The following is a 26,697-nucleotide window of genomic DNA, read 5'->3' on the forward strand; positions in this document are numbered from 1 at the left end:
GCCTAAAGTGTATTTACGCTTTAATTCGCGCCATATAGTAGGTGTCGATTCGTTCACCATAACGGGATTTAGATTCGTGATAAAGGCTTGTTTTAACATTTTTTTTTGATAGACGATTGAGGCTGACAAGTACTTAGAGACGGGTTTTGAGCCCTAAAGTAAAATTTGCAAATCTGATTGTTTCTTCTCTGCAAGCGATCTAATGTAACAACTTGTTTACTTGAGGAACCCGTCATGAATCAATCTGCGAGTTGGAAAACACCGCAAAACTTCCTGCTACTTATCTCGATTGTTGTCCCCATTGCTTTTTCTAGCTGGATGGCCTTGCTGAACAACTTCGTTATTGAAAGGGCGAATTTTGACGGTTCAGATATTGGTCTTTTACAGAGTGTACGAGAGATCCCAGGTTTTCTAGCCTTCACCGCAGTCTTTGTGTTGCTGTTTATTCGAGAGCAACGTTTTATGTTGCTGTCACTTGGCGCTTTGACTATCGGTACCGCGATCACCGGATTTTTCCCTTCGGTTTTTGGTCTGTTGTTGACCACGTTGCTGATGTCTACGGGTTTCCACTATTTTGAGACACTCAAGCAATCCCTCTCTTTGCAATGGCTGAGCAAAGAGGAGGCACCAGAGATGCTTGGTAAATTTATCTCTATCGGTGCACTGGCTTCATTGGTGACTTACGGCGCACTATGGATTTGTCTAGAAGTTTTGGTGATGGACTTTCAATGGGTCTATCTCACTTTTGGTGGGACGGGTTTCTTACTGGTGATGTGGATGGCATTTGCTTTCCCTCAGTTTGAGACGCATGTCCAGCAAAATAAAAAGTTAGTACTGCGTAAGCGATACTGGCTCTACTATGCCCTGACCTTTATGAGCGGTGCTCGCCGCCAGATCTTCACTGTGTTTGCTGGCTTTTTGATGGTAGAGAAGTTTGGCTATTCAGCGGCAGACGTAACCATGTTATTCCTGATTAACTATTTGTTTAACTTCTTGTTTGCCAAACGGATTGGTAAATTTATCGGTCAGGTGGGTGAGCGTAAAGCACTGATGTTTGAATACACGGGCTTGATTTGTGTGTTTGTTGGTTATGCGTTAGTGGAAAGCGCAGAGTGGGCCGCCGCTTTGTACGTGGTTGATCACCTATTCTTTGCCCTGGCACTCGCAATAAAAACCTATTTCCAGAAAATCGCCGATCCGGCGGATATGGCATCGACCGCTGGGGTTTCATTCACCATCAATCACATCGCTGCTGTGTTTATTCCAGTCACCTTCGGCTTTATTTGGCTAGTGTCACCCGCAGCAGTCTTTTACATTGGTGCGGTAATGGCTTTCGTTTCATTTATACTGTCGCTCAACATTCCTAAGTGGCCGCAAGAGGGCAACGAAGTCCGTATTTTGAATTGGAGTTAAACAGCGATGGAAAGTATCTAACTTGATGGTTCTTGGTTAAATCTCGTTTGAAGATAGTCTACAAACGCTTTGATCTGCTTAGGAATGAACTTTGATTGGGCATATTGTGCGATAACTTGTCCCTGATAATTGCCGCCGATACGCCACTCTTCGAGCAGTTCAACAACTTGACCTGAGTCGAGGTATTCTTGAATCGCAAATTCGGGAAACACCGAGATCCCAATTCCCCTCAATACCGCCTCGCGACGAATTTCACTGTGGTTAACCGCGAACGAGCCTCTAGCGTTGATCGAATACTTTTGTTCACCTTGGGTGAAATCCCATACACGGTCACGAGGGTTCTCCCCTAAGCACAGACAGTTATGAGCGTGTATATCTTCTGGATGCTCAGGGATGCCATTTTTTTCCACATAAGCCGGACTTGCACAGAGTATTAGACGGCACTGAGTCAGAGTTCGTGCTACCAGGCCTATGTTGGGTTTATCCGTAATATGGATGATGACATCGACTTCATCGCCAATGGGGTCGATATAATGATCGGCCACTTTGAGCTGTAAACTGACCTTGGGATACGCCTCGATAAAGTCGAGAATCATTGGCATCAAAATCTGACGGGAGAGCGCTTTGGGGGCGGCAATTCTCAGTACGCCAGAGACTTCTGATTTGTCTGTTTGCGCCGCAGACACGGCCATTTTGGCCGAATACATCATATCGGCGCAAAGACTATACACTTCTTGTCCCGTTACGCTCAGACGCATCTGACGTGTTGTCCGCTCCAGTAACTTTTCTTCCAGTGTGTTCTCTAGGCGTGTAATCGAACGGCTGACCGAAGAAGGGGAGACGCCAAGTTTCTTCGCCGTTTTGGAAAAGCTGCCAGACTCCACTACGTTGACGAAGATGGCCATTTCCGAGAGCAGTGGAATAAGCTTATTTGTGTCCATGGTGCAAAAATCCTTTGCAATGCAGCCATATTGTTTCACTTAAGTTACTTATGGATACTAGTGTAGTCAACAATGAAATCCCACTTATGGAGCGACATTGTGGACAGGTTAACGACTTACTCAGTGATCAATTTTTCAGGCGTTGTGTATCGCCTGATGCGGGTAAGGCTAGGGTTGTCAGGGCATCAAGCCTCTACCGAGAATAAAATTGGTGGGGTGTGAGATGGATACAGATCTATTTGAACGCCACTTGATGGCGATTGCCGGATTGCTTGAGCATCACCACTACGTTTTCATTAGCGGTCGTCAAATGACTCATATGCTGGAAACGAATGTTGATGAGGTCATCCGTTTTAAGAAATGTTGGGACAATCTAGAGCTGGATAGGTATATCTCAGGTGGCGCAATGTATCGTCATCGTCGATACGGTCAGTTTACAAAGCGCGCGACGCTTGAGGAGCTTACGCTACTGCCGCATCAACCCTTCTACCAGCCTACGTGTTTTAACTCGATCAGCGGAGGGATCGAGCGAACTTTTGCCCCGTTGACGCAAACATTTGTTCAGTCACCAGTCCTAAACAAACTCTTACTATTGCTGAGCGTTATTTTTGATTTAGCAGAGAGTAAACCAACGGATTGGGTGATCGGAGTACATCCTCAGCGAATAGTGGCTGAAGGAGTCAATCAGGGGTTATCTACGCCAGAGGGACTTCATCGCAACGGAGTAAGTTATATCGCGTCCATGCTGTTAAAAAGAAACAATGTTGTCGGTGGGGATACGACAGTTACCGATAGCAAACACAATCTGTTGGAGTGCCTCGCCTTAGATAATCCCTTAGATATGGTGTTGGCTGACGATAGACATACCATGCATGAGGTGTCACCCATTACCTCATTATGGCGAGAAAGATGCGCGTACCGGGATGTACTCGTAGTGACCTTTACCAAGATGGAGAATAAATATGACAGCCACAACGGATCAACTGAAAAAAGGAACTTTCAGGCTACCGTTAACTGAATTGATGTTGCTTCTTGTCGCCATATTCTGGGGAACCAGCTATGGTCTGACGAAAAGTGCTCTAGTGTATACCAGTGTTTTGGTATTCATTTCTATCCGTTTTTCGATCACTTTTTTATGTATGCTACCTGTAGTGATTCGAGACTTTCGCCGAGGGTTGAATAAAGACTGGAAGATCGCCCTCCCCACCGGTCTTATCCTGTCGGCGATTTTTTTCTGTGAAGTGTTTGGGGTTTCACAAACCTCAGCATCCAATGCGGCGTTTTTGATCAGTTTGTCGGTGATATTGACGGCATTTGCGGAGCTGGTCATTAATAAGAAAAGAGTTAGCAATACTTTATGGCTACTGACACTCTGTAGTGTTGTAGGTGTACTGCTATTGACCAGTAATCAAGGTATAGAATTATCGCTAAACAGTGGCGATTACTTTATTCTGGCTGCCGCTCTATTGCGTGCCTTGATGGTGACATTGACTAAGCGTTTTACTGAAGGTAAAGAGATCACCACCAGTACCTTAACCTCCCTTCAATCTTTGGTTGTTGCTTGTGTGGCTATCGTCTGCGCGGTGACGTATTTGCCCGCCTCTGAGTTTGTGATTCCGACCAGTCCTGAATTTTGGATGACAGTGGCATACCTTGTCTTATTCTGTACACTGTTTGCGTTTTATGTGCAGAACTATGCTGTACGTCGAACTTCGCCAACGCGAGTCTCGCTACTGATGGGAAGCGAGCCATTATTTGGTGCGATTTTCGCCATGGTGTGGTTGCAAGAGTCTTTAACCACTTTGCAAGTGGCTGGTGGGTTACTGATCTTATTCAGTGTCATCGTGACGTCGACCAAAGAAAGCTAGTCCTCTAATATTCAGGAACAAAAATTCAGCGTTGATGACTACTCTATTACATGATTCCATATTAAAGTAGTCTCCAATAACAAACATAAGGCGTGCACTGGATGTACGCCTTTCTTCGCTGAGGATGAAAATGACCAAACCGCTGAACGAATGTATTGTGCCTATGTATCCAACGATTCAGGCTTTAGATGTCAATGCGCTTGAACCAGGAGAGCATAAGTTCTGGTTTGCGGTTGCTACGGATGCGATTGGTCATCCACAAACCCTGCCTGTTCGGGTCTTTAAAGGGACCAAGCCGGGTAAACGTATCATGATCACAGCGGGCGTTCATGGCGATGAACAAAACGGTATATTGACTGCGCAGAAGTTAGCTCGCGAACTGGAGGGACAAGAACTTTCGGGGTGCGTGACGATTGTACCTGCGGTTAATTTATCGGGTATTGCTCGCCATAGCCGCGATTTTCATTCCGCTGCACCAGACAGTTCATCAGCCAACCTCAACCGAGTTTTTCCCGGTAACCCTCATGGTGATGATGCTAGCCGTTATGCGTATAGCCTGTGGGAAAACTTGCTAAAACCCAATGCGGATCTGGCTATTGATCTCCACTCTCAAACCAGTGGTAGTGCTTATCCTCTTTATGCTTTTGCCGATTACCGTATTGAAGATGCTATTCGAATGGCACGACTCATCAACCCTGATGTGATTCTCAACGATCCAGGCGATCCTGGCATATTGGAAACGGTTTACAATCGCGCTGATATTCCATCCATTACCATTGAAGTGGGAGTGGGTCGGTACACTGATCTGGAGATGGTAGAACGTGCCACGACAGGTGTGCTCAATGTTTTGCGTTGTTACCAATTGCTTGATGGTGATGTTGCAGAGACAAACAGTGAGTGCGTGGAAGGCAATACGATTACCAGTGTCAGAGCAGAACAAGGGGGATTTGTAATTTGCCATGTTGAGTTGCTGGAAGCGGTCATACTCGGTCAAAAACTCGCGACTCAATACAACAGTTTTGGTGATGAAATACAGACCTACTACTCACCAACAGCGGGTGTGGTCATTAGCCATAACGTGGAATCTGTGCGTGCGCCAGGTTCTCTGGTCGTTCGATTGATCCACTAAGTTGGGGATGATAGTGCCGACCTTCTTCAATTCACTGGATAAGGTCATCTTTCCCTCCACTCTGTCACTTTCGTGATCCTAATTCTGAAGTTTACCAATAGTAGAAAATCACCAAGCTGAGTTGAGAGTCCTTTCACAGTTTATTAATCGTTTGAATTTAAGCTACAAAATCACCTGTCTTACTATTCAAAAATAAAACCTAGGATTTCTCTATGAAGAAACAACTCCTTGCCCTCGCTCTTGGTAGCGTCATTTGCTTAGCTTCTGCCCCCCACACTTTTGCTGCTAATGATAGAGCAATTGTCTCTGACAGTGACTACGCCCAACTCATCACTAAACGCCAAGTTGTAGACCAACTACTCAATGACGCAGTACAGGCGTTTAAATCCCCAGCCCGTATTTCTCATGCTGGGTTCACCGCCAAAATGCCAAGCAATATGGAAACCGTCACCGACCGTTTACTAGAAGCTTACCAACTGGAACCGTACCGTACTGATTTGCTTATCTCGGCAGCGAATGCGCAGATCTACAACAAGAATGTAGATAAAGCGATTGAGCTATTTGAACAAGCGCTATCCGTTGCGCCACAAGACGTCGACCTGCACGCTTACCTTGCGGTTTGGCAGCGCTTTAACAACAATCAAGCTGAGTCAGAGAAGCACATGGAGACACTCGCTAAGTTAAATGCAGGCAAAGCATCAGACATAAAGCGAATCTTTGCAACCGTTGAGCGCGTGTTAGCTACCCCGCTTAAAAAACAAGCCAACAAAGGTCAACTAGGTGATCATGGTGCTATTGTCACATTAGGTTATGCATTGAACCCAGATGGCTCTATGCATCAGATACTCATCGAGCGCCTAGAAACGACATTACAAATGGCGAAGGACAACCCAGACGCCTTAATTATATTGACCGGTGGCGTGCCTAAAAATCATAAGACTGAAGGTAAGCTAATGGCTGACTGGTTAATTGAAAAAGGCATCAAGAAAGAACGAATTATTGAAGAAAATTACGCGACCAGCACGGTGGGTAATGCGCTCTTTAGTAGCTATGCACTAGCGCGCCACAATATTCAGCATGCGACTATTATTAGCTCCGCGAGTCACGTTCGCCGTGGTCAAACTCTATTTGAGATTGCTAGCTGGCAGACTGGGCCACAAGACATTACTTTTGATACGGTCAGTTACCCAGACAAGCCACTTAAAGAGCTTGAACAAGCCAGTAACAGTGAACTCCTTGGAATCTATCGCGACGCTTTAAGAACATATGGTATGTGGAGCTATCGTTCATACCCACTTGAATCACGTTAAGCTGCACGGACGCTAAAGGAAAAAACCAGCCTCTTTCGGCTGGTTGTTTAATGCCCATACGCATAACGCTACCCCCTTTGATAATGAACTGAGTGAGAAACTCTGCCGCCTGGGGGCAATCTCTTCAATACGCCAATCTTGGTAACCCAGTCCACTCTGAGTTGATTTACTTCAATTGAACACGCGACAGAGGACTTAGTGGCTGCTACTTGCCATTGAACTGTGCTCGATACTGTTGTGGTGACACTCCAACAAGACGACGGAAGTGATGGCGTAAGGTCGTCGCATTTTCAAATCCAGACATGTTCGCGAGTCGCTCGATGGAATGTGCCTCTCCCTCCAACAGCCCTTTTGCGCGCTCGATACGTTGTTGAGTTAGCCACTCTTTAGGCGATAGGTTGAAGCTGGCGCGAAACTTACGGTCAAAAGTGCGTCGTGACATATTGGCTTTGTCAGCTAGGGTGTCAACCGTGATGCTTTTATCAAGCTGACTATTGGCCCAGTCGATTGCGGCTGAAAACTGATTGGGTACTTCTAACATAGGGGTTTCGACGAACTGTGCTTGTCCACCTAAACGGTGAGCCGAGATCACCAGTCGCTTTGCCACTTGATTGGCAATGTTATAGCCGTAGTCGCTACGAATTACAGCGAGGCCAAGGTCGAGTGCTGCCGCGCTTCCCGCAGAACATCCAATGTTGTCGTCAAAGACGTAAAGCACATCTGGCTGATAGTGAACAAGAGGGAATTGCTGGCGAAACTTCTGCTCGTACATCCAATGTGTGGTTGCAGTTTTTCCATCAAGCAAACCTAATCGTGCTAGTAAGAATGAGCCAGAACATAGTGTGAGTACTTGCTTACCTTCTTGTATGAACAAGGTGATTTGTCGTTTGATTCTATCAGGAATCGGGTAATCCCAAGTGGGCCATCCAGGAATGATCAGCGTGTCGTAAGATTGCAGAGATTCAACGTATTGAGCGCGAAACAGCAAGTTTCCAGTGGTCTGAATGTCGCTGTCTTGTAAATTGACAACGTCCGTCTGGTACCAGTTTTCGAACTCAGGTCTTGGTAGAGCAAACAATTCTATCGCACACGACATTTCGAACAGAGTGACATGTGTATGGGCGAGGATCGCGACTTTTTTCATCTTCATTCCTTGAGATAACCAGCTTGGCTGAAAATTAACGATAACTGTCTTTTACGCCAATGTCACCTACTACGATTTGACGGCAAGATAGTATTGTCATCAATCACACAAGGAGTACGTAATATGTCGAGTGCAGTATCAAGAGTGGCGGCGGCGAACAGCCAAGAGGCGTTGGCTCATTTTGAGCAACGACTAAAGTTTGAAACAGATTGCTGGGATGTGCACCACGCGTTGACCAATGGATTACAGGATTTTGTCTTAGTCGATGTCAGAGCGGAAGTGCTGTTTGAACAAGGGCATGTGGACGGGGCGATCAACATTCCGCATCCAAGGCTCAATGAGAAGCGCTTGGCTGAGTTTCCATCAGAGACGTTGTTTGTGGTCTATTGTGCAGGACCACACTGCAATGGGACGGAAAAAGCAGCGATACGATTGGCTAAGTTAGGACGGCCGGTCAAGAAAATGATTGGTGGTGTTACGGGGTGGCTAGATGAAGGGTTTGAACTTGTTCCCTGCTTGGTTGAACAGCAGTAACCATGCAGCCAATGCATAGTGGAATTGACCGAATGTCATTTGAGTCATTGCGCGTCGAACCCTACACTTCGCGCTCTTTGTTAAACCCACGCTGAGAATTTGGATCATGTTTTCTCAATCACTTTTCGCTCAGCTTGTGAGAATGAGCTTGTTGCTAATACTGTCCCTGATTGTTGTTCACCACTCTCCAACTTTGTTGGATCTGTTGGCACAACAAGCCGTTGATAGTGGTTGCCACCAGACGTTAGGCGATCAAGCCAGCCATTCTCATGATCATCATCACTAAGGTACTGCGATGAGTATTTTTCGATTTCCCGTTATGGTTTGGCTAGGTATTGCCATTCTGATTATCTGTCTAGGGATTAGACAATCTTTCGGTATCTTTATGATGCCAATTTCTGAACATTTTCAGACAGGACGCGAATTTTTTAGTTTTGCTATTGCGTTGCAAAACCTATTATTTGGCGTGTTTCAACCGGTTGTTGGCATGGCATCAGATCGATATGGTGCTAAGCGCATCATTATCCTTGGTGCCATCGCCTATGGCTTAGGTTTATACCTGACCTCTATCGCTATGGAGCCTAGCTTGCTTTACCTTTCTCTTGGGGTATTGGTGGGCTTAGGTTTAAGCGCAACCAGTTATGTGATTGTTTTGGGGGCTGTCGCTAAAGTCGTGCCTGCTGAACATGCCGCTAAAGCGTTTGGCCTGACTACGGCGGCGGGTTCATTTGGTATGTTTGCCATGATTCCAGGAGCACAAGCTTTGCTAACGGATTTTGGTTGGCAAACCGCGCTTCAAGCTTTCGCTCTTTTGTGTAGCACTATGATCGCGTTTGCACTGTTTATGAAAAACAGTACGCCGAAGCAAGCTACGTCCGTCGGCAGTGTTGAAGAGAATCAGACGCTGAAACAAGCATTGCAAGAGGCGTTTTCTCACAAGGGGTATTGGTTGATCCACCTTGGCTTCTTTGTTTGTGGTTTTCACGTTATGTTTATCGCCACTCACCTGCCAAGCTACCTTGCTGACAAGCAATTACCGGCTTCCGCAGCCGCAATGGCTTTGGCGTATGTGGGTATATTTAACATCTTTGGCTCCTATTTTTGGGGAGTAATGGGTGACCGATTTAATAAGCGTCATGTAATGGCTGCGCTGTACATCATGCGTACCTTGGTTATCGGAGCTTTTGTAACCTTGCCTGTTACTGAACATACTGCCGTTATATTTGGTGGGGCAATTGGCTTTTGTTGGTTGGGAACCGTGCCTTTGACGTCGGGGCTAGTGCGCCAGATCTTTGGAGCCAAATATCTCTCCACCCTGTACGGCTTGGTATTTTTTACTCACCAAGTAGGGAGTTTTTTAGGGGCTTGGGCTGGTGGCCGTATTTACGATTACTACGGATCCTATGAGCCAATCTGGTGGTCGACTGTGGTATTGGCTTTTGCTGCGGCGCTGATTCATCTGCCAATTAATGATAAGCCAGTACAACGTTATGCCGTTGCGTAATAAATGAAAATAGTGAGTCCGTTTTAATCAAACTTCGATTATGATGGACTCATTCTAATTCTCATCTTTGTTATTTATATGTTCGCTGAATGGGTCTCGTCAGAGGCATTGATTGCTGCTTTTCTTATCTTTTTGGGGTCGTTTGTTCAAACGGCGATAGGATTTGGTTTAGCGATTGTTGCTGCGCCACTGTTGATTTTAGTTTCACCTGATTATGTCCCCGCGCCTATCTGTTTGGTGGCTCTGTTTATTTCAATACTCAATGCACTTAAACATCGTGCGAGTGTCGAGATTGGTGGTCTAAAAATGGCGTTGATAGGGCGAGTTCCGGGTTCTATTGCTGGTGGCGTATTGTTAGTCATGGTGTCCACTGATGTGATGACACTCTGGCTCGGGTTATTGGTGTTGTTCGCGGTGGTGGTGAGCCTGCTCCCATTCCGTATCGAGCCGACGCCAATGCGAATGGGCGTCGCTGGCTTTTTCTCCGGTTTTTTTGGCACGAGTTCAGCGATAGGCGGCCCTCCAATGGCATTATTGCTGCAACATCAGGAAGCGAATCAACTACGAGGCAATCTTTCTGCGTTTTTTGTCTTTAGTTCGTTTATCTCATTGCTTATTCAAATGCCGGCAGGGTTTTTGACACTCCATCACCTCTGGATCAGCGTGCCACTCATCCCAGCGGCTTGGATCGGTTACAAGCTCGCTCAGTTGACGACTCACTCATTGCCAAAAGAGAAAATTCGTTTTGGTGCGCTATTGTTGTGTAGTATCAGCGGCGCAACCGCAGTCTGGCAGGGTTTGTCTTAAACTGTTCATGTTAGGTTAAGGAACGATCCTGATACTGGTCGCTAGTAAGGAAGGCACGTTCAAGCTCATTTTATACACCCTTCCTAGTACTGAAGTACGATGATTGCTCAGTGGCTAAGGTTTTTCACAAAGGAGAGAGTCAGTGTTAAGAACACTTGGAAACATAATTTGGTTCCTGTGCGGTGGTATCGTCATGGGTTTAATGTGGTGGTTTTTTGGATTGCTGGCGTTTATCAGTATTATTGGCATCCCTTGGGGACGAGCGTGTTTCGTTATGGGCAACTTCTCTTTCTTCCCGTTTGGGCAAGAAGCTATCGCTCGTGATGAGCTGACTAATGAGACAGATATAGGTACCAGCCCGTTGGGACTGGTGGGTAATATCATCTGGTTTGTTTTCGCCGGTATTTGGTTGGCGATAGGACATATCATGTCCGCAGTGGCCTGTTTTATTACCATCATTGGTATTCCTTTCGCGCTCCAACACTTAAAGTTGGCGTACATTTCACTCGCGCCAATTGGTAAAACAGTGGTGCCGAAAGAGCAGGCTGCGTTAGCAAGATACTCTAAGTAGCAATTAGCCTGTTGATGGCGTCATTGAAGAAAAGATCCCTAATGGGATCTTTTCTGTTTTTGGCGATTATTAGGCGAAAAGTCGAACCAGAAACCGCTCAAACTTTATTCATTCAGTGCGGGGGATGAGCTAAGCAAATGATTGCTTAGGTTTTTTTATCGCCAAATCTGAGCAGTGGATACTATCTGTTGCTGCCCAAGCATGAAGAGAGTACACGCATCACGCATCAGGTTGATTGGCTGGCACAGTGAGCGACGACTAATACGCCTTGATACCAAAAGGTTTTAGTTTAGCTGGCAGCACTTCGTCCAGCTTGTCTATCTCATCAGGGAACACCTCTATTAGTGCAAAATGATGCTCCTCATAGATGGCTCTAATTTTATGCTGCTGTTTTTCTGGAGTTGTCGCGTTGTCGTCACCCCAATACTGAAGATAGACTTTTCCGGTTGGCAGATAAAAATCACTCAGTACATCTTGTTCAATCGGTAGCTGACGGTCATAGGCATGGACGACACCATTCATGTAAAGCCAATTATCGATGATCAGTTCTGCTTTAGAGCGCACATAGTGCCCGTCTAGCGTGCGATGCTTAGCTTCGAACTTTTGCCTGAAACTCGACAACGATTTGTCCGTAGCGTGCGCTTGGGCATCTTGTCCTGAGAACTCAATAACTGACTGTCTCAAACGTTTGTTGCGAACAATCGAGTCATGCCAAACGACAAAGTGTTGTTCACGCTCTTTGTCTTCGCGCTGATAACCGCCTACAGTGAGACCAGACGCAGTGACATGCCAGCCATTGTCGCCTTTGGTGATCCAACCCAATTCCTGTAGTAACTGATTGACCTTTTTCGCGTTGAGAGAAAAGCGTTGACCAATTTGGGTGGCGCTCATGGTTTTACCGCTGGTGGCGGTGGAATCGATAAGGAGGTTTTCTGGCCAAACAATAAACTGGCCAAATTTAGTATGATCGATGTACTCACCACCAAATTTAATCCCAAGCTCTGTCAGAACCCAGCCATCATCTGAGCGATTGATATAGCCTGCAACTTTAAGGTCGCTAAACAGCTTCTTAGCATCCATTTCACGTTGTTTTGCCAAGGCGGTGGTAGAGATTTTGTCTGACATTCTATTCTCCTTATCATTGGTGCTATTGTTAAATCAAAGCCCCGTTTAATCAAGAAGATATAGGAAAATAATAGACTTGCTGTCGACAATGTAGTGCGCTGAAAAGTGTCGGTTAGAGCCAGATGGGAGTTGAACAGAGCCAAGGAGGAGAGTCCCTCCTGACTCACTATTGATAGAGTATCCCGTCAACCATTACGGCCTGGCTTTGGTAGTCGTCATCCAGTATGGTTGCGGCTGCACGGAAATGGGGCTGGAGCATTCCAAGATCGTCGCAATGAAGCGCTTGAGCTGGGTAGGTTGCGGCCATTTTTAACGCTTCTTCTTCGTCAATTCCCCATCGGATGACATTCGCCACCGATTGATCCATACCAATATGGGCACCCGCCAAACTGCCGCGACTGTTAACTAGTTTATTGTTAACTACCTTGATCGTTTCTCCATCGAGAACAAACTGATTGGTTTTGCTACCCACTGTCGCCATTGCGTCCGTGACGATCAGCAGTTTCCCTTGTGGTTTTGCCTTGTGGGCAAGCATTACGTTTTGGGGATGAACATGGATCCCATCAGTAATGATCGAGCACCAGCTGTGATCTGAGTAGAGTGCTGTACCAACCACGCCAGGTTCGCGACCTTCTAGGGGAGACATCGCATTAAACAGATGGGTAAAGCCATCGATAAGCAAGCGTTTCTCATCTGGCAGTTGATCCGCTTTGGCGTTGCTGTGACCACATGACAGAATAACTTGATGCTCTTTCATCCACAGCAGTGCCGAGCGGTCGATATTTTCTATCGCGGCGGTGACCAGAACCTTGCCTTGTTTAGGCCATTGGAATGATTCGAGTTGCTCTACTGTTGGTGAGTAAAACAAGTTGGCATCGTGCGCCCCTCTCTTCTCTGCGTTTAACCACGGTCCCTCTAAATGAACACCCAGTACACCTGCAACCGATTCTTCTATCGCCTGTTGTGTGGCGTTGAGGGCATGTTGAATATTTTCAGGTGTCGAGCTAATGAGTGTTGGCAGTAAATAGGCAGTACCATGTTTTCTATGGGCTTGACATATGGTTGCCATCCCGAGTGTTGTGATGTCATTGTTGAACATCACATCGCCACCACCATTAACTTGTATATCGATAAATCCAGGGGCGATTAAACCCGTCGGGAAATGTTGATGCTCTATTTCATTAGGCAATTCACCAATAGGGAGTATCGAGGCTATCTGGTTTTCCTCCCAGACTAAGGCGCAATTATAGTGGTAGTGGTTTCCATCGAAAATTCGTGGTGCAGATATCGCTTTAAGCGTCATGATTTACTCTCCAAACTGAAATGCAGCACCAAGTAAGCAGGCGTCATAATCGCCTTTGGCTGCCACAACAGGTACTTGAAATACCGCTGGACGACGTTTTATCGCTTGATCGACACGAGCAATATAGTTTTTTGCCAGCCCGATGCCGCCCCCCAAGACAATGACATCGAGATCCAAACATGCTTTTAAGTTACAGCATAGTACCGCAATGGCTTGTGCGCTTTGGTCAATGATCGCTTCGGCGTCGGCATTGGTCTGCGCTTGTTCGAACAGTTCAATGTTTGATAGTGGTGAGGAAAAGCGCTGTTCACTCGCTCTTTGGATAGCGGTTCCGGAAGCGATAGCTTCAACACATCCCATTTGACCACAACCACATTTAGGACCGGTTAGAGATACTGACATATGTCCTATATGCCCAGCGAGTCCAGACTGACCTTGATGCAGTTTCCCATCGATAATAATCCCACCACCCACACCGGTTGATACAGTAATGAACGCCATGTTTTTTACTTGATCATCCAACTGAGTATATTCGAACCACGCGGCGGCCTGGGCGTCATTCAGCATTTGAACAGGTAGTTTGACGTGTTTTTCTATCGCCTGAACTAAAGGAAAAGGAGCGGGAAAGGCGAGGGTATCTGGATTAATGGCACTTATTCCCTGCTCAGTCACTAAACCTGTGGTTGAAATTCCGATATTGTCGCACTCTTTTAGCCAATCACTGCTGCTCGTGAGTAGAGTGTGGGCAAAGATATCGACATCGTTGACGACGGGGGTCGAGATTTGTCTGCGCTCAATTAACACACCTTGTTCAACCAGCCCTAAGGCGATTTTTGTCCCTCCGATGTCGATTGCTAATGTGCGCATTCCTTTGCTCCTGCTGCCTGAGTGGCTGAGTTAAACCATTGAGTGACGATTTCAAGACGAGTGATCGCTGAACCGACCGTCACCGCCGTTGCGCCACACTCAATGGCTCTAGCCGCTAACTCGGGTGTGTTGTAACGTCCTTCTGCCATTGTAAAGAATCCAGCTTGTGAAAACTGTTTGACTAACTGCAAATCTGGTTCTGTCGGTTCAGTCTCTCCAACATAACCTGATAATGTTGAACCGATTATTTCCACTCCTTGCGCATGAGCCCAGGCACCATCTTCAAAACAAGAACTGTCAGCCATTGCGATACAACCTGAATTTTTGATGGCTTGAGCGATATGTTCTCTGCTTTCAGGACGTGGTCGATCCGTGGCGTCGAATGCGATAATCGTTGCCCCAGCGTTAGCTAAATCATCAACGTCACTGGCAAAAGGTGTGATGCGGACAGGACTGTCCTGCAAGTCACGTTTCACTATTCCAATAATTGGTACACTGACGGCTGCTGAGACTGCTTTGACATTTTTTACACCCTCGATACGAAATGCTTTAGCCCCGGCTTGTTCAGCTGCAACCGCCATGGCGACGATAAAATCGGTGTTTTCTAAAGGACTGCCTACCACTGGTTGTATCGATACTACGGTTTGACCGAGCAGAGACTGCTTTAATTCATTGATACTTATACTTTTTGTGTTCACAACGGGCCTCGTAACTTGAGTAATGCTAGTGCGGAGTGAAGGAGAAAGAAACCGTCACAATTCGTCCAATCAGTGTGCCAATTGATATGTCTGGCGAATTTTTGTCCGCGATCACATTTTGTAAAAAGTTGATTTGAAAATAATCTTCATGGCAATAATAATCCATAACGAAGATTTTTTTCAAACAAAATGAAAGTTTTTTTTGAAAATGGTGAAACCAGGTATAAATCGTATAAAAAGGGAACAATATGAAAGCCATCAATAAGATTACTCTCGCTCTGCTGACCCTAAGCTGTGCCACTAGTCTACAAGCCGCTACAACACTGAAAATGGGGATGCAAGCCTCAGTCGGTTCTGTGGAGTACGCTTCAGCTAAACTCTTGGCGGACACCATGGAGGAGATGAGTAAAGGCGAACTGAAACTCGCTCTTTATCCGAGTGCACAGCTTGGTGATGACCGCGCGATGCTGCAGCAGTTAAGCATGGGTGATTTGGACATTACTTACGCTGAGTTTGGCCGCATGGGTCTTTGGATTCCACGTGCTGAAGCCGTGACACTGCCTTATGTTGCCCGTGATTTCGAACACTTACGCCGTATGTTCGATTCGGATTTTGGTATTGGAATCCGTGAAGAGATGCTGTCCAAGTTCAACTGGCGCGCTCTCGATACTTGGTACAACGGCACTCGCGAAACCACTTCTAACCGTCCTCTTAACTCAATTGAAGACTTCAAAGGTCTGAAATTACGCGTACCTAATGCTAAGCCAAATCTAAACTACGCTAAGTTGTCTGGGGCATCGCCAACACCAATGGCGTTTTCGGAAGTTTATTTAGCCCTTCAAACGAATGCGGTAGATGGTCAGGAAAACCCACTACCAACGATCAAAACCATGAAGTTCTACGAGGTTCAGGGCAACCTTGCGATGACCAATCATATTGTCAATGACCAGATGGTGATCATCTCTGAATCCACTTGGCAAAAACTGTCTGACAAAGAGAAGAAAATTGTCGAAGACGCGGTGATGAAAGCTGGTGAAGCGCATACGGCTTCAGTTAAGAAGCAAGAAGAGGAACTGGTTTCATTCTTTGAAGAGCAAGGGGTGAACGTGACATATCCCGATTTAGCGCCTTTCCGTGAAGCGATGCAGCCACTTTATGCTGAGTTTGAAGATAAGGTTGGCCAGCCTATCGTTAAGAAACTCGCGGCTATGTAAGAGAGTAGCGTGAGCTATTCTCATCTGTTCGGGCTGGCCAGTTAGGCCAGCCATGGAGCTCAAGATGTTACGTAAGATAATTAACAATATTGAAGAGATCATAACTGTGCCGTTGATGGCTGCCCTGTTAGTGGTACTGACTTGGCAGATAGGGACTCGTTGGTTGTTCAATGATCCTTCGCTCTGGAGTGAGGAACTCGCCCGAGTTCTGTTTATGTACATGTCGTTGATCGGTTGTGCGATAGCCATTAAACGCAGCACGCATGTCAACATCACTTTCTTCTCAGACAAACTGCCAGAAAAGGCTCGCTTGTGCTTAGTGTTATCGCTGGAACTCGCGGTTCTGGTGTCTATTTTTGCCATTATTGTATTGGGTTATCAGCATGTTCAGCGCACGGCTTTCTTTGAGTTGATCACACTCGGAGTATCGAGTAGTTGGATGAACTATAGCTTGCCACTAGGTGGCGTATTTATGGTGTTCAGACAGCTCGAAAAAATGGTCGGTATTGGCAAGCAACTGTTCTGTGGCAGTCAATCCGTGTCTTCAACAGATTCACAAATTGCTGAAAGGTAGGGATTCCATATGGCAGGTTCAATTTTTGGCTGGTTAGGGCTGCTGTTTGCAGGCATGCCAGTGGGTTTTTCTCTTATTTTTGTTGCTTTAGTGTTTTTGGTGTTGACCAACAGCACCGGGATCAACTTCGCGGCTCAGCAGATGCTGGGTGGTATCGACAACTTCACTTTATTGGCGGTGCCTTTCTTTGTTTTGACAGGGCACTTAATGAACAGTGCCGGCATTACTGAGCGAATTTTCAATTTTGCTAAATCCATGGTCGGTCATATAACAGGTAGCCTTGGTCACGTAAATATCATGGCAAGCTTGTTGTTCTCAGGTATGTCAGGGTCAGCATTGGCAGATGCTGGTGGCCTAGGACAGTTAGAAATAAAATCCATGCGTGATGCAAAATATCACGATGACTTTGCCGGTGGTCTTACGGCGGCTTCTTGTATCATTGGTCCATTAGTTCCCCCTTCTGTCCCTTTGGTGATATACGGAGTGGTATCCAATACGTCCATCGGCGCTTTATTCCTCGCAGGTGCTATTCCCGGTCTATTATGTTGTATTGCGCTAATGACGATGAGTTACTTCATCTGTAAGAAGCGTGGCTATATGACGTTGCCTCGCGCGACTCGAAAAGAGCAGCTGACGTCATTCAAAGAAGCTTTCTTATCACTACTTACTCCGGTAATCATCATTGGCGGTATCTTTTCAGGTAAGTTCACTCCGACGGAAGCCGCGGTAGTCTCTTCTCTGTATGCGCTTTTCCTTGGTACTGTTGTTTACAAGCAGCTTACCCTGGGTGGTTTTGTTGAGATTCTTAAAGAGACGGTAAACACGACTGCAGTTGTCGCTCTAATGGTAATGGGTGTGACTGTATTTGGTTGGATCGTTGCCCGTGAACAGTTACCGCAGATGTTGGCTGATTACTTCCTGACAATCAGTGAAAACCCGTTGGTGCTGCTGCTACTGATCAACTTGCTACTACTATTCCTTGGTACCTTTATCGAGTCATTGGCGCTGTTGCTACTCTTGGTTCCATTCCTTGTTCCGGTTGCTGCGGCGGTTGGTATTGACCCAGTTCACTTTGGTGTAATGGCAATCCTGAACCTGATGATCGGCATTCTTACTCCACCGATGGGCATGGCACTTTACGTGGTATCCCGCGTGGGAGATATCCCATTCCACGTTCTGACTCGCGGTGTTCTACCGTTGCTGGTTCCTCTCTTTATCGTATTGGCGCTTGTTGCTGTATTCCCACAATTTACTCTGCTGTTGCCTGAGCTAATGCTTGGTTACGGACAGTGATGACAATTTGAAGTTAAGGTAATTAAGATGAAAAAACTAACTGGCCTGATTGCTGCTCCACACACTCCTTTTACCGTGGACAACAAGGTGAACTTTGCTGCAATTGATCAAATTGCTCAACTGTTAATTGAGCAAGGGGTAAAGGGCGCTTACGTTTGTGGTACTACCGGCGAAGGCATACACTGTTCAGTTGAAGAACGAAAAGCGATCGCAGAACGTTGGGTTAAAGCGGCAGATGGCAAACTTGACCTGATTCTGCACACCGGCGCTTTAAGTATCGTTGATTCCATTAACTTAACAGAGCATGCTGAAACGTTAGATATCCTGGCAACGTCAGCGATTGGTCCGTGCTTCTTTAAACCAGGCAGTGTTGATGATTTAGTTGAATACTGCGCTCAGGTTGCAGCTGCTGCGCCGTCAAAAGGTTTCTACTACTACCATTCAGGTATGTCAGGAGTGAATCTGGATCTTGAGCAGTTCTTAATCAAGGGTGAGCAACGTATTCCGAACCTGTATGGTGCTAAATTCAACAACGCAGATTTGTACGAGTATCAACGTTGTGTTCGTGTCTCAGGCGGCAAATTTGATATCCCGTTTGGTGTTGATGAGTTCCTTCCTGCCGGTTTGGCTGTCGGTGCTGTGGGAGCGGTTGGTAGTACTTACAACTATGCGGCGCCACTTTACCTGAAGATTATTGAAGCCTTCAATCAAGGTAAGCATGAAGAAGTGGCGGCATTGATGGATAAGGTTATCGCTATTATCCGTGTGTTGGTCGAGTACGGTGGTGTTGCAGCTGGCAAAGTCGCAATGCAGCTGCACGGTATTGACGCTGGCGATCCGCGTCAGCCTATTCGTGCCCTGACCGCCAAACAGAAGTCTGATGTTATGGCTAAGATGCGCGACGCTGACTTTATCTAACTTCCACAGGGAGGTTAGCCTCCCTGCCTTTATCAACCTTCGCTTCTGTTAGACCCGGACGCCAAACAGAAGATAACTGACAAGTTTGAAACGTTTGATTTCAATTAGTTTATTATAGCGAGATAGTTCGATTGTTGGTGTTCAAGAGACACTGAGTCTGATACTTTTATCTAAGCCAAATAAATCTGAAGAGGCCGTTGTGAATTCGCCTAAAAATCTAATGGTTCGATTACGTTCAAATATCGAACCTTTGAGTAAAAAATTGAGACTGGTTGCAGACTACGTGCTTGAAAATGCACATGATGTCCAGTTTCAAACCATTACTGAGCTTGCTCGCAATACACAGACGAGTGAAGCAACGGTAGTGCGCCTATGTCGTGATATGGGCTACAAAGGATACTCTGACTTCAGAATGGCTCTTGCCGTGGATTTGAGCCAGACAGCCAGTCAAAATCAGCCTCAGGTAGAAGGCGATATCTGTGATGTATCTGCCCAAAGTGCTGTAGATAGTTTGCAAGATACTGCTAAGTTGATTGATCGAAAAGCATTAAGCCGTATTTGCGAACTGGTTCATAACGCCCAGTTTATTGGTTGTGTGGGGGTTGGCGCATCAAGCATTGTTGGCCGGTACCTGGCTTACCGTTTGGTACGTATTGGTAAAAAAGCCATCATGTATGAAGATACCCACTTAGCGGCAATGAGTGCTGGGCGCAGCAGTGAAGGTGATTTGTGGTTCTCGGTTTCTAGCTCTGGCTCTACCAAAGAAGTTATCTACGCCGCCAGTCAGGCACATCGTCGTAATGTCCCTGTGGTTGCTCTGACTAATATCAGCCATAGCCCTTTATCTGCGATTTCTGACGAACTTCTCGTTGCAGCTCGTCCTGAAGGGCCTTTAACCGGTGGTGCGTTCGCATCTAAAGTTGGTGCGCTATTATTGGTTGATGTGCTGATCAACACCTTGCTGGATACTTATCCTGAATATACTGGGTCTGTAATGGAAACTGCAGAAGTGGTTCTGCCACTGATGAACAGCTAGTATCTATATGATATTAAATTAAAATATATAAAGCTCACTACTCGGTGAGCTTTTATTTTCTCTATTGGTGAAAATATTTTTTATTGTTAAGTTGATCAAAGAAATATTTTTTCATTGATCGATAATTAGTATGAAATCTAACCAACATGGAACAAGGGTTTGAGCCGATTGCCAACTCTGAAGTCGGTTATTCAAACTACTTTCCAATAAGGAAATAACAATAATGAACATCAAAAATCATCTGATTCACACACCATTGCTTACTGTTTCTCTGTTGCTAACTGTTAACGCCAGTGCGGCAAATCAGTGGCCGGATTTACCTGTTGGGATTAAAAGTGGTATCGGCGCGCAGGTTGGCGACAAAGTGTTTGTCGGACTGGGTTCGGCAGGCCAAGACTTTTTTATGTTGGATCTGAACAACATTGCGAAAGGTTGGCAGCAGAAAGCGAGCTTTAATGGGCCTGCAAGAAGTGGAGCTACCGCCTCAGTCGTTGGTAATGAAATCTATGTTTTTGGTGGTTCAGGTAAAGCCAATTCAAGCGATCCTGCCCCGATCCTGTTTGATAGCGTATACCGTTACGATGTTGAAAGTGACTCATGGTCACAGGCCAATACCTCTACACCAGTGGGACTGTTAGGAGCCTCTTCCTATTCGCCGGACGGCAAACAAGTGGTGTTTTTTGGTGGTTACAACAAGGGTTACTTTGATCGGTATTTAAATGATGTGATGACCACCGACAAAGCCGCTGAGCCTAAAGCGTGGCAAAAGATTGTCGATGACTATATGGGCATGAAGCCGCTTGACTACAAGTGGAACCGACAGGTCGTCAGCTACAAGCCGGAAACGGGTCAATGGAGTGATCTTGGCTCCTCGCCTTATTTGCCAAACTGCGGTAGCGCTCTGGTTGCTGAAGGCGCGAAAGCAACCTTGATTAGTGGCGAAATTAAACCGGGTCTGAGAACCGCAGAAGTGAAGCAGTATCAGTTCTCACAACAGCAGCCGTGGCAGAGTATGCACTCACTTCCAGCACCTAAAACAAGTTCGGTTCAGGAAGGAGTCGCAGGTGCCTTTGCCGGGCAAAGTAACGGGGTGATAATCGTAGCAGGCGGCGCTAACTTCCATGGGGCAAAAGCAGCGTTTGAAAGCGGAAATATGTTCGCTCACAACGGCTTTGGTAAAGCATTCAATCCCGAGATGTATGTACAGCAAAATGGTTTATGGCAACAGGTTAATGCATTACCTGAAGGCCTTGCTTATGGTGCGTCGTTCTCAACGGGTACTGGGGTCCTGATTGCTGGTGGAGAAAAGAGTGACCGTAGCGCCAGCAAAAAGGTATACCTGCTAGCGTGGAATGGCTCAAGCGTTGATATTGCGGATTAATCAGGAGACCAGTTATGTCGTTACTTATTGACTCATTTCCAGCTTTGCCTGTCGGGATCAAAAATGGCATTGGAGGTCTGCTTGGCAAGCGACTCTATGTTGGTTTGGGCAGTGCAGGAAAACAGCTGTTTTATTATGACTTAGAGCAACCAGCATCTGGTTGGCAGCAAGCGGTCGACTTTCCGGGTACTGAGCGTAATGATGCCTGTTATGTGGTAAGTAACGACAAACTTTATGTTTTTTCCGGAGCGGGCCAGCGCGAACACGAGCAATCGCCTGTTGTGCTCGACGACGCCTATTGTTTCGATGCTAAGAGAAACCTCTGGACTAAACTAAACACGCAAATACCGGTTGGTTTGCTTGGGGCATCTGCTTGTACCTTGCCGACAGGCGAACTGGTTTTCTTCGGCGGTTACTGCAAAGAAACGTTTGATTCATTCGTCGCCAAGTTATCATCGATTGATCAAAAGTCACAACCCGAAAAACATCAGAGTGTGTTGAATGAGTTTATGTATCGCCCGGTTTTTGGCTATGGCTGGAATGGGGATATTTGGTCTTTTGACCTAACTCGTGAAAAGTGGGCGATATTAGACAAGAACCCATTTGCTGCCAATTGTGGGGCAGGGATCGTGCAGCAAGGAAGTACCGTTACCTTGATTGAGGGAGAGATAAAGCCTGGACTTCGCAGTCTGCAAACGAAACAGTTCCAGCTTCACTCACCAAGTCATATCAGCAGTAAGTTATGTGCCTCAATATTTGATATTCAAAGCCAGCATGAAGGATTAGCAGGGCATTTTTGTGGCCAAATACAAGGTCAGATCTTTGCGGTGGGGGGGGCGTATTTTATAGGTAGCCAGAATAACTTCAACAACCACCAATGGTATACGCATAAAGGGTTAACGAAGCACTACAGCAATAGTATCTGGCGTTTTGATGGTAAAGTCTGGTATCGCGAACGTGCCTTGTCACAAGGGGTGGCATACGGGGTTGCGATTTCAGCTGACAATAGAATCTACATCTTAGGTGGCGAGAATAAATTTGGAATAGCGCAGAACCTTTGTTACGTATTGAGTTGATTTTGCTGTATAAATATGCAGTAATTTATTGTTCTCACCGAGCGCTCGTTGTATGTTATTGCGCAACAGTAATCTAAATGGACAGAGACCAATGCGAGACTCATTACGAGGCAAAATTATCGAGGTTTGCACTAAGAAAATTAACCAGAAAGGGGACAATGTCGGTGTTTCATTTTATGCCTTCTTTGCCAACAAAAATGATGATCCAGTGCTGTTGATGGAGGCCGCTACCTGGTGGATTCAGACGCATAAACTAGACCATTTTGAGAAAGCTCATAAAATTCTCGATATGGTTAAGTCCGGTGAATAGAGGTAGTTGTTGCTTACTTGCCAAGTCGACTGGATAGAGTTGGCTAAGTAAGCATAAATAGAATCTAGCGTGACTTATTACTCTGCATAACAAGGGTGTATAACCCACCAACTAACAGCCCCCAAAGCGTCGAGCTAATACCAAGTAGACTCATTCCTGAAAGAGTAACCAAGAAGGTTAACAGGGCTGGTTCACGTAGATTGTCACTCTGAAATGCAGTTTGCAAACACATCAGTAACGTGCCGAGTAGGGCGAAGCCCGCTAGCATATGTGTAATCTGTAAAGGCAGTGAGACGAATAGTGCGACAACGGACGAGGCGAGTATCCCAGCGACCAAATAGAAACCTCCCGCCCACAACACGGCTTTATAGCGCACATTTTTATCTCTATCGACGTCTTCAGTCATACAGAGTGCGGCTGAAATAGCCGCGAGATTGAGACTGAATCCACCAAATGGAGCCGATAGGAGATTGGTTATCCCAGTACCGAGCAGTATGGGTTTGACTGGCGCTTGATACTGATAACTTCTCATCATGGCGATACCCGGCAAATTTTGTGAGAGCATGGTGACTATGTACAAAGGAATTGAAATGTTCAGCACGGTCGATAGGTCGAATTGTGGCGTGACCCAGTTGGGCTTCGCTAGTTTCAAGACCGATGTACTCAAGGCTGCTTGGTCTGACTGAAACGCGAAGAATAGACCGATGAGCAGTAAGATAAGCATGGTGTACTTAGGCACAAAACGTTTGCTGACAAGATAAGCCGAAAACATTACTCCAAAGATGATAGGCATGGTCATGACAGGCTCAAATGCTTTCACACAGAAAGGCAGTAAGATTGCCGCTAACATTGCGGTTGCGAGCGGAGAAGGAATACGTTGCAGTGCTTTGGAAAGGGGCGAAATTAAACCAGTTACAAATATCAGTAGTCCGGTTACAGCAAAGGCCGCGACTAGCGCTGGTAACGAATATTGCGACGCGGAACTGACCAATATCGCCGCTCCAGGTGTCGACCAAGCCATTAAGATTGGCATTTTGTAATACCAAGAGTAACCGATGGATGTTACTCCCATTGTGATTCCGAGTGCCAATAACCAGCTTTCAATTTGACTGGCGCTTGCTCCCGAAGCCGCGGCGGCTTGGATGATAATTACCACCGAGCTGGTGTATCCGACCAATACCGCTGTAAAGCCAGCGGTAATGTGGCTTAAAACCGATGATTTTTGATTCATTGTTACTCCACTCTCTATGGTAAGCTATTCCGTGCGTCATAACGCACAGTTGCCAAGATAGCACTGTGCGTTATAGCGCACAATAGGAGTTGTATTAATGAAAGAGACGATTTTTAAGTCGCAAATTGCCAATCATTTAAAGTCGGAAAGAAAAAAGAAAAAGCTGAGCTTAGATGCAACGGCCAAGCTGACTGGTGTATCTAAAGCAATGCTAGGTCAAATAGAAAGGGAAGAATCAAGCCCTACGATTGCCACTCTTTGGAAAATTGCCAGTGGTTTGGAGACCTCTTTTTCGGCTTTTTTTGCCAACGAACCTAATTTGCAGTCACCGGATAGGGTGTTTCCTGAAGATCCGCGCATGAAGGTAAAAACGTTGTTCCCATACAAAGAAGATACCGGTCTTGAAGTATTCGAGATTACTTTGTCCCAACATCATCAACAGATGTCTGATGCACACAGTGCTGGAGTCGTTGAGCATGTACATGTAATCAAAGGTGAAGCGAGGATTTACTTCGATCAAGAATGGCATTCGCTCAACGAAGGCGAAAGCTTACGCTTCTACAGCGATCAACCCCACGGGTATCAAGCGGTAACGGAATCCATGGTATTCCACAATATTGTCTGTTATCCGAAGTAATGAATGTAGTGTAGGGAAGTGCATGTCCACTTCCCGTTAACATTCCTGAAAGGTATTCAAGACCACTTGATTGCGGCCAAAGCCTTTGGCTTGATACAAGGCTTTATCAGCTCGGCTTATCGTACTGTGTGAACTAATTTGGCTGTCGGTGATACCAATGCTAATGGTATAGCTGATATCAGACTCATCCAGTTCTACGCGTGACTGTTCCACCATCTGACGTAGCAGTTCACATTGCTCATAGGCGTGGTTTTCATCATTGGCATGAAACAAAATACAGAATTCCTCGCCACCATATCGAGACAGGCTGAGTGAACCTGGCTTTGGAAAACAACGCCTCATTAAATCGGCGGTATGATAAATGACTTTGTCACCGCCTAAGTGACCGATGTTGTCATTGATGGTTTTAAAATGGTCGATATCAATCATCGCAAGGTACAAACCATGACGCTCAATGTTTTGTTCAATGTGCTCCGTCAGCGCCAACTTGTTGTCTAGGTGTGTCATCACATCACTATTTCGTAGCTGTTGGTGAAGTATTAGGTTAGACAAGGCGATTTCAGAGTAATCTCTGATCATGGTCAGTATCGTGCGGTAGATTGGTATATTGGCATTGATGTACATCACTGCGATTAAGTTGTCTTTGTCAAACAACGGGATCGTATAGTGTCGAGACGCGATGTGCAGTTTCTTTGCAAGTGGATCGACATATTGCCTTGTCGTGTAACTCATCGAATTCGGAGAAAAGCGCTTAGCCAGAGTAGAGTCAGTCAGCACGACTTTTGTATTGCCATGATAGTCTATCGTGGTGAAGTGTCCGTAGTCCGAATCATAAAAACATAGTTGCATTCCTTTGTGGTGACAGAAACGATCCAGCACGGCTTTTAAATAGTGTTTAAAGTCCGCCAAATTTTCTCGGTTATTCAATTGTGCAAGACTTTTGTTGAGTTGATACGTGAGATAGTTAATCGCGACTGCTAACAGCATCAGTGAGGCAATAACAATAGCAGACAGCGCAAACTGATAAGAAGTGGCTAAGATATTGGCTCGATCGGTACCCGCGATAAATACCCAGTTATGTTGATTATCAGCACTAAAGACGGACATCTTATACTGACCTTGGTAATAATATTCATGCTTGCCGAAATAGAGCCCACTACCGATCAACTCACTAATGCCAGCAAGGTAACTGATTGATGGTGTACCTAGTCGCTTTGGATCTGGGTGGAAAACCAGCCTTCCGCTAACAGCGTCAACGACAAACACATATCCACTGTCTAATGTCCGCAGAGCACGCAAACTTTGTGTGGCAGATTTTAGGTCAAATTCTATCCAAATTTCGCGGTACTCATCCGGTATATACCTGACGGCAAATACCCATTGATTGGACGCTTTAGGGTAGATAGAGGACACGGTGAATTTTGTAGAGATTTCATCCAGCGGTTGCCAAACGATATCCGAGTGTTGCTCTGAATAAGTCGCTTTGTGCTGTATAGATTGATATTTGGTGTGCTGCTTATTTCTGTAAATGATATCACTGTAAGCTGGGGTATATTTGAGAATACGTTGAGCTGTAGAGACAAAATCCTCCTCGTTAGACGAATCGGCTAAGAGAAACAGTTTACTGGAGGCTGCTTCGAGTTGTGAAGATACTAAGTCGGAAGCGGTTTTTATATTCACAAATGATTGCTGGTAAGCATTGTATTCCGACTGTTTAAGTTGCTGAAAAGCAGCATAGACCATACCTATAACTAATAGAATGATGTACGGCTTTAAGGTTCGAATTACCAACTTGGGTAATGCCATGGATTGC

General features: G+C 45.8%; 27 protein-coding genes. 19 read left to right on the plus strand and 8 right to left on the minus strand.

Annotated features, from left to right (window positions below; translation table 11 throughout):
• Positions 1 to 234: 234 nt before the first annotated feature.
• Complete coding sequence (locus ACQEXT_RS11500) at positions 235 to 1,413, plus strand: MFS transporter (RefSeq protein WP_426952127.1); 1,179 nt, start codon at positions 235 to 237, stop codon at positions 1,411 to 1,413.
• Between the two features lie 17 nt (positions 1,414 to 1,430).
• On the opposite strand, the gene ACQEXT_RS11505 is transcribed toward ACQEXT_RS11500, so the two are convergent.
• Positions 1,431 to 2,354: a LysR substrate-binding domain-containing protein gene (locus tag ACQEXT_RS11505; RefSeq protein ID WP_426952128.1), complete on the minus strand. Its 924-nt coding sequence runs from the start codon at positions 2,352 to 2,354 to the stop codon at positions 1,431 to 1,433.
• A gap of 211 nt (positions 2,355 to 2,565) precedes the next feature.
• Between ACQEXT_RS11505 and ACQEXT_RS11510 the strand changes: the two genes are divergently transcribed.
• The 4 genes from ACQEXT_RS11510 (at position 2,566) to ACQEXT_RS11525 (ending at position 6,661) form a co-directional block, all read left to right on the plus strand.
• Entirely contained in the window at positions 2,566 to 3,372 is an 807-nt protein-coding gene (locus ACQEXT_RS11510) for a 2OG-Fe dioxygenase family protein (protein WP_426952129.1), read from the plus strand.
• Positions 3,317 to 4,222 (plus strand): DMT family transporter, encoded by a 906-nt coding sequence (locus ACQEXT_RS11515; RefSeq protein ID WP_426952131.1) that lies wholly within the window; start codon positions 3,317 to 3,319, stop codon positions 4,220 to 4,222. Before ACQEXT_RS11510 ends, ACQEXT_RS11515 begins: the two co-directional genes overlap by 56 nt.
• A gap of 130 nt (positions 4,223 to 4,352) precedes the next feature.
• Positions 4,353 to 5,351, plus strand: coding sequence for a succinylglutamate desuccinylase/aspartoacylase family protein (locus ACQEXT_RS11520; protein WP_426952132.1), 999 nt, complete (start codon positions 4,353 to 4,355; stop codon positions 5,349 to 5,351).
• Positions 5,352 to 5,563: 212 nt separating this feature from the next.
• Positions 5,564 to 6,661 carry an ElyC/SanA/YdcF family protein gene (locus ACQEXT_RS11525; protein ID WP_426952133.1) on the plus strand — a complete coding sequence of 366 codons (1,098 nt, stop codon included), beginning with the start codon at positions 5,564 to 5,566 and terminating at the stop codon, positions 6,659 to 6,661.
• A gap of 205 nt (positions 6,662 to 6,866) precedes the next feature.
• On the opposite strand, the gene ACQEXT_RS11530 is transcribed toward ACQEXT_RS11525, so the two are convergent.
• Positions 6,867 to 7,805, minus strand: coding sequence for a helix-turn-helix domain-containing protein (locus tag ACQEXT_RS11530; protein ID WP_138972669.1), 939 nt, complete (start codon positions 7,803 to 7,805; stop codon positions 6,867 to 6,869).
• 123 nt (positions 7,806 to 7,928) lie between these two features.
• On the opposite strand from ACQEXT_RS11530, the gene ACQEXT_RS11535 reads away from it, so the two are divergent.
• From ACQEXT_RS11535 to ACQEXT_RS11555, 5 genes are all read left to right on the plus strand, one after another.
• Complete coding sequence (locus ACQEXT_RS11535) at positions 7,929 to 8,339, plus strand: rhodanese-like domain-containing protein (RefSeq protein WP_138972670.1); 411 nt, start codon at positions 7,929 to 7,931, stop codon at positions 8,337 to 8,339.
• A gap of 106 nt (positions 8,340 to 8,445) precedes the next feature.
• Entirely contained in the window at positions 8,446 to 8,625 is a 180-nt protein-coding gene (locus tag ACQEXT_RS11540) for a hypothetical protein (protein WP_138972671.1), read from the plus strand.
• A 9-nt stretch (positions 8,626 to 8,634) separates the two neighbouring features.
• A complete protein-coding gene (locus tag ACQEXT_RS11545; protein WP_426952134.1) occupies positions 8,635 to 9,843 on the plus strand; it encodes an MFS transporter in 1,209 nt (402 codons plus the stop codon).
• Positions 9,844 to 9,921: 78 nt separating this feature from the next.
• Entirely contained in the window at positions 9,922 to 10,650 is a 729-nt protein-coding gene (locus ACQEXT_RS11550) for a sulfite exporter TauE/SafE family protein (protein WP_269375809.1), read from the plus strand.
• Between the two features lie 142 nt (positions 10,651 to 10,792).
• The gene (locus tag ACQEXT_RS11555) at positions 10,793 to 11,221 is read left to right on the plus strand and encodes a YccF domain-containing protein (RefSeq protein ID WP_138972674.1); all 429 of its coding nucleotides are present in this window, start codon (positions 10,793 to 10,795) and stop codon (positions 11,219 to 11,221) included.
• 258 nt (positions 11,222 to 11,479) lie between these two features.
• Here ACQEXT_RS11555 and ACQEXT_RS11560 read toward each other — a convergent pair whose 3' ends face one another.
• The 4 genes from ACQEXT_RS11560 to ACQEXT_RS11575 all read right to left on the minus strand — a co-directional run bounded on the left by ACQEXT_RS11560 (position 11,480) and on the right by ACQEXT_RS11575 (position 15,214).
• Positions 11,480 to 12,346, minus strand: a complete 867-nt coding sequence (locus ACQEXT_RS11560) for a glycerol kinase (protein WP_426952136.1) — start codon at positions 12,344 to 12,346, stop codon at positions 11,480 to 11,482.
• A gap of 166 nt (positions 12,347 to 12,512) precedes the next feature.
• Positions 12,513 to 13,649: an N-acetylglucosamine-6-phosphate deacetylase gene (gene nagA, locus ACQEXT_RS11565; protein ID WP_426952137.1), complete on the minus strand. Its 1,137-nt coding sequence runs from the start codon at positions 13,647 to 13,649 to the stop codon at positions 12,513 to 12,515.
• A 3-nt stretch (positions 13,650 to 13,652) separates the two neighbouring features.
• Positions 13,653 to 14,516: an N-acetylmannosamine kinase gene (locus ACQEXT_RS11570; RefSeq protein WP_269375801.1), complete on the minus strand. Its 864-nt coding sequence runs from the start codon at positions 14,514 to 14,516 to the stop codon at positions 13,653 to 13,655.
• Complete coding sequence (locus ACQEXT_RS11575) at positions 14,504 to 15,214, minus strand: putative N-acetylmannosamine-6-phosphate 2-epimerase (RefSeq protein ID WP_426952139.1); 711 nt, start codon at positions 15,212 to 15,214, stop codon at positions 14,504 to 14,506. The genes ACQEXT_RS11570 and ACQEXT_RS11575 overlap by 13 nt, the downstream gene beginning before the upstream one ends.
• A 248-nt stretch (positions 15,215 to 15,462) precedes the next feature.
• On the opposite strand from ACQEXT_RS11575, the gene ACQEXT_RS11580 reads away from it, so the two are divergent.
• From ACQEXT_RS11580 to ACQEXT_RS11615, 8 genes are all read left to right on the plus strand, one after another.
• A complete protein-coding gene (locus tag ACQEXT_RS11580; protein ID WP_269375799.1) occupies positions 15,463 to 16,428 on the plus strand; it encodes a sialic acid TRAP transporter substrate-binding protein SiaP in 966 nt (321 codons plus the stop codon).
• A gap of 64 nt (positions 16,429 to 16,492) precedes the next feature.
• A complete protein-coding gene (locus tag ACQEXT_RS11585) occupies positions 16,493 to 17,002 on the plus strand; it encodes a TRAP transporter small permease (RefSeq protein WP_426952141.1) in 510 nt (169 codons plus the stop codon).
• A 9-nt stretch (positions 17,003 to 17,011) separates the two neighbouring features.
• Positions 17,012 to 18,295, plus strand: coding sequence for a sialic acid TRAP transporter large permease SiaM (gene siaM / locus ACQEXT_RS11590; RefSeq protein ID WP_331416820.1), 1,284 nt, complete (start codon positions 17,012 to 17,014; stop codon positions 18,293 to 18,295).
• A gap of 27 nt (positions 18,296 to 18,322) precedes the next feature.
• Complete coding sequence (locus ACQEXT_RS11595; protein WP_426952143.1) at positions 18,323 to 19,213, plus strand: dihydrodipicolinate synthase family protein; 891 nt, start codon at positions 18,323 to 18,325, stop codon at positions 19,211 to 19,213.
• Between the two features lie 199 nt (positions 19,214 to 19,412).
• Positions 19,413 to 20,249 (plus strand): MurR/RpiR family transcriptional regulator, encoded by an 837-nt coding sequence (locus tag ACQEXT_RS11600; protein ID WP_426952144.1) that lies wholly within the window; start codon positions 19,413 to 19,415, stop codon positions 20,247 to 20,249.
• Positions 20,250 to 20,472: 223 nt separating this feature from the next.
• Positions 20,473 to 21,630, plus strand: a complete 1,158-nt coding sequence (locus ACQEXT_RS11605) for an N-acetylneuraminate epimerase (RefSeq protein WP_426952146.1) — start codon at positions 20,473 to 20,475, stop codon at positions 21,628 to 21,630.
• Between the two features lie 14 nt (positions 21,631 to 21,644).
• On the plus strand, positions 21,645 to 22,706 hold the full coding sequence (locus ACQEXT_RS11610; protein WP_426952147.1) for a YjhT family mutarotase: 1,062 nt from the start codon (positions 21,645 to 21,647) through the stop codon (positions 22,704 to 22,706).
• Between the two features lie 91 nt (positions 22,707 to 22,797).
• Positions 22,798 to 23,016: a DUF6500 family protein gene (locus ACQEXT_RS11615; RefSeq protein WP_426952148.1), complete on the plus strand. Its 219-nt coding sequence runs from the start codon at positions 22,798 to 22,800 to the stop codon at positions 23,014 to 23,016.
• A 64-nt stretch (positions 23,017 to 23,080) separates the two neighbouring features.
• On the opposite strand, the gene ACQEXT_RS11620 is transcribed toward ACQEXT_RS11615, so the two are convergent.
• On the minus strand, positions 23,081 to 24,265 hold the full coding sequence (locus ACQEXT_RS11620; RefSeq protein ID WP_426952190.1) for a benzoate/H(+) symporter BenE family transporter: 1,185 nt from the start codon (positions 24,263 to 24,265) through the stop codon (positions 23,081 to 23,083).
• Positions 24,266 to 24,344: 79 nt separating this feature from the next.
• Between ACQEXT_RS11620 and ACQEXT_RS11625 the strand changes: the two genes are divergently transcribed.
• On the plus strand, positions 24,345 to 24,884 hold the full coding sequence (locus tag ACQEXT_RS11625; RefSeq protein WP_426952149.1) for a helix-turn-helix domain-containing protein: 540 nt from the start codon (positions 24,345 to 24,347) through the stop codon (positions 24,882 to 24,884).
• A gap of 36 nt (positions 24,885 to 24,920) precedes the next feature.
• Here the strand turns inward: ACQEXT_RS11625 and ACQEXT_RS11630 are convergent, their stop codons facing one another.
• Entirely contained in the window at positions 24,921 to 26,690 is a 1,770-nt protein-coding gene (locus tag ACQEXT_RS11630) for a sensor domain-containing diguanylate cyclase (RefSeq protein WP_426952150.1), read from the minus strand.
• Positions 26,691 to 26,697 lie beyond the last annotated feature (7 nt).

It is taken from the genome of Vibrio sp. TRT 29B02 (assembly GCF_050113655.1).
In the GTDB taxonomy this organism is placed as follows: Bacteria; Pseudomonadota; Gammaproteobacteria; order Enterobacterales; family Vibrionaceae; genus Vibrio.